We start from the raw sequence: 12423 nt of genomic DNA, 5'->3' as shown, positions 1-12423 counted from the left end.
CATGCTCACCCGCCTCGGCATGCCGGGGGACGAGAAGGCTTGGACCGCACTGGGTTTCACGGTCTCCGACGGAGGTTTCCTGATCGGCGGCATCAGTTGCACGATCGACACCCGGCCGAGCTGGGGGTTCGACGGGGCCATCGCCGATCCGGAGCTGCTCGGCATTCCGGAGCTGCTGTCCGGAGATCGGGACGAATTGCCCGGCGACACAATACATCCCAATGCGGTCAGCTTCATCGACCACGTCGTGTACTGGGTCCCCGATCTGGACGAGGCCGTCGCCGCACTCACCGCGGTGCTGGGCGACGGACCCCGCCGGCGTTTCCGCCCTCGCGGCCCGTCGGGGCCCGAAATGGCCTTCTTCCGCGCGGGCGCGACCGTGCTCGAGGTCGTCGCCTCTGGCAAACCGGCCAGCCTGCCCGGAATAGCCTTCGGCACACGCGATCTCGACGCCACCGTGGCCGCCGTGCGCGCCGCCGACGGGCCAATCAGCGACCCCAAGCCTGCCGTCCAGGGCGGTCGGATAGCCAGTGCCTGGTCCGGCCACCTGAACTGGGGCATCGCGTTCTACGAACCCGCACCTCGCTGATGCCGGACAACGACCGGGCCACCGGTCCGAGCCGAATGCGGCGAGCAGACGGATTCCACCGCGTCATGCCCGGTACACGATCTCCCGGGTGCGCTCGTGGGCGTAGATCTCGGGACAGCCGGTAGGCTCCCCGGCGTGAGTCTTCCCGCACCCACTTCAGACAATCGTGCCGTCGTCACCGGAGCCTCCTCGGGGATCGGCACCGCGCTGGCCGAGGAGCTGGCCCGCCGCGGCTATTCGGTGATCCTCATCGCCCGGCGCGGCGATCTGCTCGCCGAACTCTCCCAGCGACTGTCCGACCGGTACGGCGTCACCGCCGAGGTGCGCGCGGTGGATCTGTCCGATCGCGAGCAGCGCGCCCCGCTCTCGGCCGAACTCGCCTCCCGCGACATCGCGATCCTGTGCAACAACGCCGGGGTCGCGACGTTCGGGCCGGTCGCGGAACTCGACCTGGACTTCGAGCGCTCGGTGATGGAGCTCAACGCCGTCGCGGTGCACGATCTGACCCTCGCGGTGCTGCCGGGCATGTTGCAGCGGCGCAGCGGCGGCATCTTGATCACCGGATCCGCGGCGGGCAACATGCCCATCCCCAACAACGCCACCTACGCGGCCAGCAAGGCGTTCACCAACAGCTTCTCCGAATCGCTGCGCGGCGAGCTGACCGGCAGCGGCGTCAACGTCACGCTGCTGGCGCCCGGCCCGGTCCGCACCGACAATCCGGATCAGGACGAGGTCGGCAGCAAGGTCCCCGATTTCATCTGGGTCACCGCCGCCTACACCGCGAAGATCTCCATCGACGCACTCGACCGCAACAAGATGCGCGTGGTTCCGGGCCTGATCAGCAAGGGTATGAGCGTCGCGGGGCAGTACTCGCCGCGTGCGCTGACCGCGCCGATCGTGGGTGCCTTCTACAAGAAGCTGGGCGGGTAGACCGCACCGCGAGACGCACGGGCCAGGTAGGTCACATCGGCGTCAGCAGCGCGTCAAGATCGCGACGGAGCTGGTCAAGGGCGCGTAATCGCGTGATTCTGCCGAGTGCGCACGGCGTAATCCTGACAGTGGCCCCGCACCACAGGAGAAAGCGGGGAGAACACAGGAGAAGCCGTGACGCTGCTCGAGATCTTCCCGTCGCTGCGGTCGGGAATGTTGTCCCCGCGTCTGGACGCGACCATCTGGCCGTGCGAGACGCATTACGACGATCTGGGCCGGATCACCATCGGTGGAGTGGCACTGGCCGATATCGCCGATCAGTACGGCACCCCGGTCTACGTCCTGGACGAGTCCGAGGTGCGACGGCGCTGCCGGGCATACCGCAAGTACTTCCCGGACGCCGAGATCATCTACGCGGCAAAGGCTCTGCTGACCAAGTCGGTGGCCGCCTGGGTCGCCGAGGAGGGCCTGTCGGTCGACGTGTGCTCGGGCGGTGAACTCGCCATCGCCCTGGCCGCGGGCGTGGACCCGCAGCGAATCATGTTGCACGGCAGCGGGAAACCGTTCGCGGAACTGGAGGCCGCGGTGCATGCGGGCGTGGGCCGGATCGTGGTCGATTCGATCACCGAGATCACCCTGCTGGCCGCAGTGGCCACCCGGCCGCAGCAGGTGCTGCTGCGGCTGTCCCCCGATATCGATGTGCACGGCCACCCGGCGGTGCGAACCGGTGTGGCGGACCAGAAATTCGGCTTCCCGCTCGGCAGCGTCGCGGCGGTCGACGCGATCGACCGCATCATGCGTCAGCCGATGCTCGAACTGGTCGGCCTGCACTGCCATCTCGGTTCGCAGATCCACGATCCCGATTTCTACGGCGAGGCCGTGCGCCGTCTGATCGCCGAAATGTCCCGTGTGCGAGCAGAATACGGCCGCACGCTCCCGCAACTCGACCTGGGCGGCGGCCACGCGGTCGCCTACCGGTGCGGCGACGCGGAGATGAATCTGCCCGTCCTCGCCGATATCGTCGAGGACTCCCTCGACGCGGCCTGCGCGCTGAATCACTTTCCGCGACCGCAGATCTCGTTGGAACCCGGCCGCGCCATCGTCGCGCGCGCCGGGGTGACCCTGTACCGGGTGATGGCGGTCAAACATGTCGAGGGTGGGCACACCTTCGTCATCGCGGACGGCGGTATGAACGACAATCCGCGCGTGGCTCTCTACGGCGCGCGGTACGACGCCGTCGTCGCCAATCGCCATCCCACCGGCCCGCACATGACCGCGACCGTCGCCGGACGTTATTGCGAGGCAGGCGATATCCTCGCCGCCGACGTCAGCCTGCCCGCGGACCTGCGCCCCGGCGAAGTGCTGGCCGTCCCCTGCACCGGCGCGTACCACCACAGCCTGGCCTCCACCTACAACGGCGTGGGCCGCCCGCCGATCATCTCGGTCCGCAACGGCCGCTGCCACGAACAGATCCGTCGGGAGACCTCGGCTGATCTACTGGCCAGAGATCTCGGATAACGCGACGCTGCCGCCGTCAGCGGTTCGCCGCAGAACCCGGACGATCTCTCGGGCGCTACCTCGGACCGACATCGGCGCGATACCGGAAGTCAGTGCAACGCACGGGATTTCATCATGCCGGTCAACCTGCGCAGTTGGGCCGCGAGTTCGATCCGCTCCTCGGGTTCGAACACGGCCAGGCCCTGCATCTGCGCCTCGCGCCGCAGACCGCGCAATGTGGACATCCGTTGCAGGCCGAGGTCGGTCAGTTCGATCAGCACGCGCCGCTCGTCCTGCGCGGCGCGGGTGCGGGTGACCACGCCTTTGGCTTCGAGCTGTTTGAGCGTGCGGGTCGCGGTCGGCACGCTGACGCCCGCCGCGGCGGCCAGCGCGCCGACCGGCAGTCCGCCGATCGGCTGCCCGGCCTCGTCGACGAGCGGTTCGAGCAGCGCCTGCTGGGAGATCGAGAGCAGATCGTGGCCGAAGGCGCTGGCGCGGGCCTGACGGATGGCCAGAAACAGCGCGTCGATGGCACGCGCCAGCTCCTCGATGCCGTCCTTGTCGTCCGCGGTCACGGGTGTTAGCCTAGCAGTCTAATTGTTAGCAAGCTAATAATTAGCTTGAAAATCTGACCCGTGACGACGCATCCACAGACGAGGAGTCCGGTAATGACCGATTCCGCACGCATCGATGTCCACCAGCACATCCTTCCGCCGAGCTATCGGCGCACCCTGATCGACCGGAACCCGGAGGGCTGGCCGCTGCCCGAATGGTCGCCCGGCAGCGCCATCGCGGCGATGGACGAGAACGAGATCACCACCGGCGTGCTGTCCATCAGCGCACCCGGCACACACTTCGGCGACGACGCTCGCGCTCGCGAAACAGCCCGTGCCGGAAACGAATTCACCGCGGAGCTGGTCAAGGACCGCCCCGACCGCTTCGGCCTGTTCGCGAGCCTGCCACTGCCGGATGTGGACGGCGCGCTGGCCGAGGTGGCGTACGCGTTCGACACGCTGAATGCCGACGGCGTCACGCTCATGACCAATGCGGGCGGACGTTATCTCGGCGATCCCGCATTCGAGCCGCTGTGGGCCGAGCTGGATGCCCGCGCGGCCGTGGTCTTCGTCCACCCGACCGAATCGGAGCTGCCGGCGCTGCCCGGCATCGTGGCGCCGATCGTCGACTTCCCGTTCGACACCACCCGCACCGCCGTGCAGATGGCCACCTCCCGGGTGCTGTCCCGGCATCCGCGAGTGAAGGTGATCCTGTCGCACGCCGGGGGCGCACTACCCTTCCTCGCCTACCGGATCGCGCTGACCGCACCACTGATCGGTGACGGCAGCGATCCCGAGGAAATCCTGGCCGAACTGCGGCGCTTCTACCTCGACACGGCCCTGGCCACCAGCCCCACCTCCCTGCCGGCACTGCGGGAGTTCGCCGATCCGACGCACATCCTCTACGGCAGCGACGGACCCTTCGCGCCGGCCACATCCGTGGCCCGCAACGACGAATACCTGGACCACTACGACGCCTGGCCCGAAGGCGGCGTGCACGCGATCAACCGCGGCAACGCCGAAACCCTGTTCCCCCGCTTGGCTGCCTGACGGCGATCGGTCATCTGCCGTCAGCGTTTGCGGGTGCCGAACAGGCTGCGGCTGATCTCCTTGGACGCGGCGTTCGCGGCCGAGCGCAGGAAACTCTTGACCGCCGGATTGCTCATGATGCGTTCGGCGGCGGACGGTTCGTCTCGGGCCGGGCGGGCGGGGCTCGGCGTCCGCTCCGGCTCCGAGGGGGGTTGTGCGGCAGCGACTTTCGCGGCGAGGATCTCGTAGGCGGATTCACGGTCGATGGTCCGGCCGTACTTGGCGAACAGAGGGCTCGACTGCGCGTGCGAGCGAATCGCGTCGGTACCGATGGCGTTCATCAGCGAGCGCGGCGGGCGCAGACGTGACCACGCGACAGGTGTGGGCGCACCCACCTCCGACAGCACCGTCACGATCGCCTCGCCGATGCCGAGCGAGGTGAGCGCCTTCTCCAGGTCGTAGGCCGCGGTCTTCGGATAGGTGCGCACCGTCTTGGACAGCGCCTTCTGATCGTCCGGGGTGAACGCGCGCAGGGCGTGCTGGATGCGCGCACCCAGCTGTGAGAGCACCGGATTCGGTATGTCCGTGGGCAATTGGGTGCAGAAGAAGACACCGACGCCCTTGGAGCGGATCAATTTCACCGTCTGCTCGACCTGTTCCAGGAACGCCTTGGACGCGTCGGCGAACAGCAGGTGCGCCTCGTCGAAGATGAACACGAGCTTGGGCTTGTCGATATCGCCGATCTCGGGCAGCGTCTGGAACAGATCGGCCAGCACCCACATCAGGAAGGTGGAGAACAGCACCGGCCGGGCGGACTGCGCACCCAGCTCGAACAGTGTGATCACGCCCTGCCCGTCCACGGTGCGCAGCAGATCGGCCGGATCCAGTTCCGGCTCACCGAAGAACGTGTCACCGCCCTCCCCCTCGAGGTTGACCAGTGCGCGCAGGATCACCCCCGCCGTCGCCGCGGACACCCCGCCGATGCCCTGGAGGTCCGATTTACCCTCGGGACTGGTCAGATGCTGGATCACCGACCGCAGATCCTTCAGATCCAGCAGCGCCAGGCCCTGCTTGTCGGCCCAGTGGAAGATCAGCCCGAGCGTGGATTCCTGAGTTTCGTTGAGCCCCAGCACCTTACTCAGCAGCACAGGACCGAAGGAGGTGATCGTGGCCCGGATCGGCAGGCCCACTCCTTCGGTGCCCAGCGAGACGAATTCGGTGGGGTATCCGCTCGGCTCCCATTGCGTGTCACCGGTTTCCGCGGCGCGGGCGAGGAGTTTGTCACTCGACGCACCCGGCTGCGACAGGCCCGACAGATCACCCTTCACATCGGCCAGCACCACCGGAACGCCCGCGGCGGAGAGCTGTTCGGCGATCCCCTGCAGTGTCTTGGTCTTGCCGGTTCCGGTCGCTCCGGCGATGAGCCCGTGCCGATTCATCGTCCGCATCGGAATACGTACGCGCGCATCGGAATCCACCGTGCCGTCGATCAGCACCGCACCCAGTTCCAGGCTCGCGCCCTCGAACGCGTATCCGGCGGCGATCTCCCGGGCGGCCGCGGATCCGGTTCCCGCCGAGGCACTTTCGGCCGCATCCGGCGAATTCGCCACACCCGCCGCCGAATCCGCAGCCTGGGCCGATTCGGCCGCAGCCGCTTCCCGCTCCGCGGCCTCGGCCTCCGCCGCCGCCTCGGCCGCGATCCGCGCCGCCTCCTGCGCAGCCTTGCGTGCGGCTGCCGCTTTCTCCGCCGGTGTCGTCATCGCCGATCCTCCGTCTGCTCTGCTAACTGACCGCCAACACTGTCGTTCACTTCGACCAAGCACGGATACTGCGAAGACAGTATCTCCGATGACCTCCACCGAAAGACACACCACAGATCAGCAATCTCACCGCAACTAGGTTTCGACGCCACGGCGCCACGGATTCGGGTAGCCACGCGGGGAGAAAACGGAGCGAACACCCCGAAATACCGCCCGGCCGGGACGCGGCTGCCGGTTGCGGGGCTAATGTGACCGGGTGTCCGACAAACTTGTGGTGTGGATGGATTGTGAGATGACCGGCCTGCGGCTGGACAGCGACAAGCTGATCGAAGTGGCCGCGCTGGTCACCGACAGCGACCTCAACGTCCTGGGAGAGGGTGTGGACATCGTCATCCACGCCGACGACGAGGCGCTGGCCGCGATGCCCCCCGTCGTCCAGGAGATGCACGCGCGTTCCGGGCTGACCGAGGAGGTGCGCAATTCCACGGTCACCATGGCCGAGGCCGAACAGGCGATCATGGACTACATCACCGAGTTCGCGCCCACCCCCGGCACCGTCCCGCTGGCCGGCAACTCCATCGCCACCGACCGGGGCTTCCTCGCCCGCGACATGCCCGCCCTGGACGCACATCTGCACTACCGCATGATCGACGTCAGCTCGATCAAGGAACTCTGCCGCCGCTGGTACCCGCGCATCTACTTCGGCCAGCCCGAGAAGGGTCTGTCGCACCGCGCCCTCGCCGACATCCAGGAATCCATCCGCGAACTCGAGTACTACCGCCGCACCGCGTTCGTCGCCGCCCCCGGCCCCTCCACCTCGGAGATCGCCACGATCGCCGCCCAGCTCGGCCCCGCCGGAAAAAGCCCAGCGTAAGTCACCGATTAGGTCTCACACCGGGGTACGCGTTAGTATCTACCGCGCCGGTTGTTACCGGCATGGTGGCTGTAGTTCAGCTGGTAGAGCACCAGGTTGTGATCCTGGGTGTCGCGGGTTCGAGTCCCGTCAGCCACCCCAACGCGAAGGCACGCACTGTTTCGGTGCGTGCCTTCGCATTTCCACAGCTAGAGCACTCCGACTCGGCGCGGTTCGCATACCGGGACACCTCCACCCCCGAAGAACATACGAATCGCTACACACCCGTCCAGCTGTACGGCAGTGACCTCGAGGCGCTGTTCCACGCGTCCGACACCGGAGACGTCGCGGATCCGAATATCCGAAAATGCCGAGTTCTGGATATTCGGAGCTGAATTCGGATGGCCCGGCCGCGCGGATCGCGCTCTGCCGACAGTGTCATGGGCGGGTTGATTTGGTGGGGGCCTGAGCGGCGTCTGTGCCCCAACTGGCCAGCAGACACAGGGCCTCGGCCGACGGCGAGCCCGGTTCGGCATGGTAGACGCACAAATACTGCTCCGTGTCGTCCGGCAGGTACAGCGTCTCGTACGCCAGCGTCAGCTCGCCGACCAGAGGGTGCCGCATCCGCTTGACGCCGTGCCCCTTCTCCTTCACGTCGTGCGTGGCCCACAGCCGCCGGAATTCCTCGCTCTTGACCGACAACTCCCCCACCAACGCCGACAGATCCGGATCGTCCGGGTGCTGGCCCGCATACAGCCGCAGATAGCTGACCATGTCGGACGCCTTGGAATCCCAGTCGAGGAACAGCCGCCGGTAGTCGGGAGAAAGAAATGTCAGCCGCGCCCAGTTGCGTTCAGTGGGTGGCAACTGCCCCCAGTCACCGAAGAGCGCCGCCGCCATTCGGTTCCATGCGAGAATCTCCGACCGCGCCCCGGCCACATACGCGGGCATCCCGTCCATCGACTCCAGCAGTTGCTGCAGCGTGACCCGCACCTGCTGCCGCTTGGGCGGCCGATACTTGCGCCGCAGCTGCTTCGGCTTGGCGAGATGAGTGAGGTGCGCGCGCTCGGCGTCGGTCAGCCGCAGAGCGCGCGCGATCGAGTCGAGCACCTCCGCCGACACATTGCGCCCGTTGCCCTGCTCCAGCCGTGTGTAGTAAGCCACCGAGACCCCTGCCAGCTGCGCCAGTTCCTCGCGACGCAGACCCGGCACCCGTCGGTGCCGCCCATGCCAGGGAATCCCCACATCGCCCGGGTCGAGCCGGGCCCGGCGCGTACGCAGGAACTCGCTGAGCTCGGCACGTTGGTCCAGGCCGTCGGAATGGCCGGCCCGAGCGTCGTCCGGGGCGAGGTTGTCGCTCATGTTCTCCAGTATTCCCGGTCGTACGACCACGAGCCTGACCCTGTCAGTAGTAGGACCACTGGACGTACGTAAAGCGGTGGGCTGGGCGAGTGCCGGTTCGTCGCGGACGCTGGACACCATGACCACCACTGTTGCCGCATATGCCGCGCCCAGCGCCAAGGCTCCACTGGAGCGCACCACCATCGAGCGCCGCACGGTCGGCGAGCACGACGTACTGATCGACATCAAGTTCGCGGGGATCTGCCACTCCGACATCCACCAGGCCCGTGCGGGATGGGGCGAGGCCATCTTCCCGATGGTCCCGGGGCACGAGATCGCCGGCATCGTCGAGGCCGTCGGTTCGGCTGTGACCAAGTTCAAGGTCGGCGACCGCGTCGGCGTCGGCTGCATGGTCGATTCCTGCCGCGTGTGCGAGCCGTGCCTCAACGGCCAGGAGCAGCACTGCGTGCGGGGAAACGTACAGACGTACAACGGCGTGGGCAAGGACGGCGAGCCCACCTACGGCGGCTACTCGCAGAAGATCGTCGTTGCCGACGCCTTCACCGTCCGCATCCCCGAGGGCCTGTCCCTCGACGTGGCCGCACCGCTACTGTGCGCCGGCATCACCACGTATTCCCCGCTCAAGCACTGGGGCGCCGGCCCCGGCAAGCAGGTCGCCGTGATCGGGCTGGGCGGCCTGGGCCACATGGCCGTCAAGATCGCCCACGCTCTCGGCGCGGAGGTCACCGTCCTGTCTCAGTCGCTGCGTAAGAAGGACGACGGCCTGAAGCTGGGCGCCGACCACTACTACGCCACCAGCGATCCGAAAACGTTCGAGGAGCTGGCTGGTTCCTTCGACGTCATCCTCTCCACGGTGTCCGCGCCGCTGAACTTCGGCGCGTACCTGAGCCTGTTGAAGACCGGCGGCGCGCTGGTGAACGTGGGCGCCCCCGAGGAGCCCATCTCACTGAACCTGTTCTCGCTGCTCGGGGGTGCCAAGATCCTCGCCGGCTCCATGATCGGCGGCATCGCCGAGACCCAGGAGATGCTCGACTTCTGCGCCGAGCACGGCCTGGGCGCGGAGATCGAACTGATCGAGGCGAGCCAGATCAACGAGGCATACGAACGCGTCGACAACTCCGACGTACGCTACCGCTTCGTAATCGACACGGCCACCATCTGACCGACACCCCGTGGTCCGGGAGCCGCGCCCCCGGACCATTCTCATCCGTACGGCTCACCCATCGGACCACCGCACTCAGCGCACAACGGTCCCGACCGGCCGGATCACGATCTGTTGCCCATCGACCAGAATGTCGCGGTTCGTATGCCGGGACGTCGGGGACCCCATGAGGGGCAGGTCCGCGGCGTATTCCGGACCTGCCCTCCGGCTCGAGTCGAGTTCTTCCGACGAGGCGTTCACCACCGGGAGACGTTCCCAGTGTCGGCAACACCTCGATTCGGTGCCGAGTCATAATTGAGCGCCCGGGGACGGCGCCACGTCGGCCACAAAACCGCAGGTAGACGCCGGTCGGCTGCGCGGCTGCCCGCATTATGACGATTAGGTAGTTGATATGCCGAACGAGGTTCGAAACAGCCCCGAAGATCCGAAGGTCACCCCCACCACAATCCCGAAAGAAGCCACCCCGAAACCTACGTGGGACGGCACTGACTGACGTGGCATGAGCGAGTCGCTGTGGATCGACACCGGCGGGATGCGTGCCTCAGCGCGGGAATTGGATCAGGTCGCCGACGAGACGGCACGCATGGTGGCGGAATTGAAGGCCGCATTGGGCCAGGAGGGCGACTGCTGGGGTAACGACGAACCCGGTAAGACCTTCGCGAAAACCTATGTCCCGGGCGAGAAACAGGGCATGGAGGGTATGGACAACCTGGTCGCCGCCGTGCGCGCGATGGGCGCCGACCTGCGCAACATCACCGATTCGTTCGAGAATCAGGACAAGAGCGGCGCCGCGCAGATTCGCAACGCCGATCCGGCGAACACCGGCACCTCGACGACGGATCCGTCGCCGATCTCCTCGCCCACCTCCGGCTACCCGAACCAGAGCGCCCAGCCCACCCAGCAATCCACCGGGTCGTCGGGCGCACCGACGGCCGCGGCGGCGGACAACACGGGTTCCGAGCCGTCCGACAACGCCGCGCAGCCTGCCGCCAGCACGAACCAGCAGCAACCGGCCGCACAACAGCAACCGGCCGCGCAACAACAGCCGGGCTCGTCCGATTCAGGCTCTCCCGGCAACGGCTCCGACCCGGCCGACGACGGCTCGAACGCAGACCAACAGCAGCCCACAGTGCCCGCATCGAGCACCTCCGCTCTGAACACCTCCGCCCCTTCGGCGACCCGGGCCGCCGATGCCCGCACCAGCACGACGCCGGCCAATCCGAGCGCGGCGGCTCGCAACATTTCCGCCCGCCCGCCGGCAGATACGCCTTGGGCTCGAAACGCGGCGAGGTCGAGCACACCGGAGACCGCGAACTCCCCTGAAAGCCGAACGCCACCAAGAGTTTCCCCACCGCGCAAACCCGACCGCCCACCGAGCCCCGCCAAGCCGGGCGAAGAGAAACGCCGCGCCACACCTGCACGCCGGGAGCCCGCGGCGGTGCGGCCGCGGCCGGAGACCGATGACGAGGCGATGCGCATCCTGCGGGAGATGGCCGCCAGGCACGGCCTCGAGATCACCGGATTCGAGGCGACCGGTGTCGCCGAACAGACGGCGCAGGACATCGCCGATGCCGTCGACACGGTGCTCACGAAGTATTCGATCATTCTCCGCGGCATCGCGATCGCCGCGAGCGGCCCGATGTCGCAAGTCGAGAACCGTTGTGCGGCAGCCACATCGGGCTCCGGGGCAGATTTCTCGCAGGCTCCGGAACCGTGGATCGTCCTCACCCGGGCTGCCGTGGAGGACCCTGGCCTGCTCATCGAACGCGACAGGGTGGCAACCCGATCCACGGACAAGACGGAGCGGCGGCCGATGTACGCGACGATGCTGCTCGAACTCGGCCACGTGCTCGACCTCACCGGTAGGCTGCGCGCCCGGCGCGAAGCCCAGCGCGCGTTGATCACCGAATACCTGCGGATCAGCGGCGCCCAGGACAACAACATGGGCCACATCGTCAGCGGCTACAAGCGCTGGCGGGCCCAACTGGACGACTACAGCTTCGACAACGACAGGCTCTCGCCCGGTCGAGCCCTGGCCGCCGGATTCGCCGCGGTCGAGATGCACGGCAGCAAGGCTCGCGGCCCGGCCAAGGTGTTGCATCGCTTGCTGGTGGTGATGGCACGAGCTGCGGTGCCGGACAGGCGGTAGCAGCATCGAGGGGCGGCCGTGGTCTTCCCATCAGCGGTGAGCGGGAAAAATTGTCACCTATGGACCGCTGGAAGCGTGAGGGCCTGTTGTCGGCCAACAATGGGTTGCGTAACCAGGTCGAGCACCTCCTGGACGCCTACGAGCGGAAGCAGGGCCAACTGGCCGAGGCGTACAAGCAGCGGGAAGCGATTCGGGCACAGGCCAATTCACCCGACCGGTCGGTGGAGGTCACCGTGGACTCGGACGGCGTATTGGCCGATCTGACGCTGACCACCGCCGCACTGCGTAAGACGCCCGACGACCTCGCGCGCCTCATCGTCGACGTGGTCCAGGCGGCGGCCGGGAACGTCCGCGAACAGCATCAGGCCCTCACCGCCCCGGTCGCGGCCGAGCTGGATGACATGCCCGAACTCTCCGACATCATGCCGGAAGCCCCCAGCCTGCCCGGCATCCGCGCCTACCTCCGGGGCGAGCAGAACCCACCGGGGTGAACGTCGTCATCGCAGCACATTCCCACTGAAGGGAAACGACTCGACGC

11 protein-coding genes and 1 tRNA gene are annotated in these 12423 nt (G+C 67.3%); 9 read left to right on the top strand and 3 right to left on the bottom strand.

What is annotated here, in order from left to right:
- Nucleotide 1 precedes the first annotated feature (1 nt).
- From ON40_RS49005 to lysA, 3 genes are all read left to right on the top strand, one after another.
- Nucleotides 2-589 carry a VOC family protein gene (locus ON40_RS49005; RefSeq protein WP_218008980.1) on the top strand — a complete coding sequence of 196 codons (588 nt, stop codon included), beginning with the start codon at nt 2-4 and terminating at the stop codon, nt 587-589.
- Nucleotides 590-724: 135 nt separating this feature from the next.
- Nucleotides 725-1519: a mycolate reductase gene (gene cmrA, locus ON40_RS43965; protein WP_040831721.1), complete on the top strand. Its 795-nt coding sequence runs from the start codon at nt 725-727 to the stop codon at nt 1517-1519.
- A gap of 174 nt (nt 1520-1693) precedes the next feature.
- Nucleotides 1694-3037, top strand: a complete 1344-nt coding sequence (gene lysA, locus ON40_RS43960) for a diaminopimelate decarboxylase (protein ID WP_040831720.1) — start codon at nt 1694-1696, stop codon at nt 3035-3037.
- Between the two features lie 89 nt (nt 3038-3126).
- Here the strand turns inward: lysA and ON40_RS43955 are convergent, their stop codons facing one another.
- Nucleotides 3127-3591: a MarR family winged helix-turn-helix transcriptional regulator gene (locus tag ON40_RS43955; RefSeq protein WP_051194517.1), complete on the bottom strand. Its 465-nt coding sequence runs from the start codon at nt 3589-3591 to the stop codon at nt 3127-3129.
- Nucleotides 3592-3684: 93 nt separating this feature from the next.
- Here ON40_RS43955 and ON40_RS43950 point away from each other — a divergent pair, with 93 nt between their 5' ends.
- The gene (locus tag ON40_RS43950) at nt 3685-4620 is read left to right on the top strand and encodes an amidohydrolase family protein (RefSeq protein ID WP_040831718.1); all 936 of its coding nucleotides are present in this window, start codon (nt 3685-3687) and stop codon (nt 4618-4620) included.
- A gap of 20 nt (nt 4621-4640) precedes the next feature.
- On the opposite strand, the gene ON40_RS43945 is transcribed toward ON40_RS43950, so the two are convergent.
- Nucleotides 4641-6359 (bottom strand): helicase HerA-like domain-containing protein, encoded by a 1719-nt coding sequence (locus tag ON40_RS43945; RefSeq protein ID WP_040831716.1) that lies wholly within the window; start codon nt 6357-6359, stop codon nt 4641-4643.
- A gap of 256 nt (nt 6360-6615) precedes the next feature.
- Here ON40_RS43945 and orn point away from each other — a divergent pair, with 256 nt between their 5' ends.
- Together orn and ON40_RS43935 are read left to right on the top strand one after the other, a co-directional pair.
- Entirely contained in the window at nt 6616-7233 is a 618-nt protein-coding gene (gene orn / locus ON40_RS43940) for an oligoribonuclease (RefSeq protein ID WP_040831712.1), read from the top strand.
- Between the two features lie 65 nt (nt 7234-7298).
- Nucleotides 7299-7374, top strand: a tRNA-His gene (locus ON40_RS43935).
- A gap of 276 nt (nt 7375-7650) precedes the next feature.
- On the opposite strand, the gene ON40_RS43925 is transcribed toward ON40_RS43935, so the two are convergent.
- The gene (locus tag ON40_RS43925; RefSeq protein WP_040831709.1) at nt 7651-8574 is read right to left on the bottom strand and encodes a helix-turn-helix transcriptional regulator; all 924 of its coding nucleotides are present in this window, start codon (nt 8572-8574) and stop codon (nt 7651-7653) included.
- A gap of 118 nt (nt 8575-8692) precedes the next feature.
- Here ON40_RS43925 and ON40_RS43920 point away from each other — a divergent pair, with 118 nt between their 5' ends.
- The 3 genes from ON40_RS43920 (at nt 8693) to ON40_RS43910 (ending at nt 12376) form a co-directional block, all read left to right on the top strand.
- Nucleotides 8693-9736 carry an NAD(P)-dependent alcohol dehydrogenase gene (locus ON40_RS43920; RefSeq protein WP_040831824.1) on the top strand — a complete coding sequence of 348 codons (1044 nt, stop codon included), beginning with the start codon at nt 8693-8695 and terminating at the stop codon, nt 9734-9736.
- 499 nt (nt 9737-10235) lie between these two features.
- The gene (locus ON40_RS43915; RefSeq protein ID WP_040831708.1) at nt 10236-11885 is read left to right on the top strand and encodes a hypothetical protein; all 1650 of its coding nucleotides are present in this window, start codon (nt 10236-10238) and stop codon (nt 11883-11885) included.
- 59 nt (nt 11886-11944) lie between these two features.
- Nucleotides 11945-12376, top strand: a complete 432-nt coding sequence (locus tag ON40_RS43910) for a YbaB/EbfC family nucleoid-associated protein (RefSeq protein WP_040831706.1) — start codon at nt 11945-11947, stop codon at nt 12374-12376.
- Nucleotides 12377-12423 lie beyond the last annotated feature (47 nt).

Source organism: Nocardia jiangxiensis NBRC 101359, assembly GCF_000308615.1.
In the GTDB taxonomy this organism is placed as follows: Bacteria; Actinomycetota; Actinomycetes; order Mycobacteriales; family Mycobacteriaceae; genus Nocardia; species Nocardia jiangxiensis.
The sequence above is the reverse complement of the archived record's forward strand: the minus strand, read 5'-3'. Positions and strand labels throughout refer to the sequence as shown.

Bases quoted from the DNA above. Each gene is read 5' to 3' on its own strand.
- ON40_RS49005 (WP_218008980.1), top strand. From the start codon at position 2: ATGCTCACCCGCCTCGGCATGCCGGGGGACGAGAAGGCTTGGACCGCA.
- ON40_RS43950 (WP_040831718.1), top strand. From the start codon at position 3,685: ATGACCGATTCCGCACGCATCGATGTCCACCAGCACATCCTTCCGCCG.
- ON40_RS43945 (WP_040831716.1), bottom strand. From the start codon at position 6,359: ATGACGACACCGGCGGAGAAAGCGGCAGCCGCACGCAAGGCTGCGCAG.
- ON40_RS43925 (WP_040831709.1), bottom strand. From the start codon at position 8,574: ATGAGCGACAACCTCGCCCCGGACGACGCTCGGGCCGGCCATTCCGAC.
- ON40_RS43920 (WP_040831824.1), top strand. From the start codon at position 8,693: ATGACCACCACTGTTGCCGCATATGCCGCGCCCAGCGCCAAGGCTCCA.
- ON40_RS43915 (WP_040831708.1), top strand. From the start codon at position 10,236: ATGAGCGAGTCGCTGTGGATCGACACCGGCGGGATGCGTGCCTCAGCG.
- ON40_RS43910 (WP_040831706.1), top strand. From the start codon at position 11,945: ATGGACCGCTGGAAGCGTGAGGGCCTGTTGTCGGCCAACAATGGGTTG.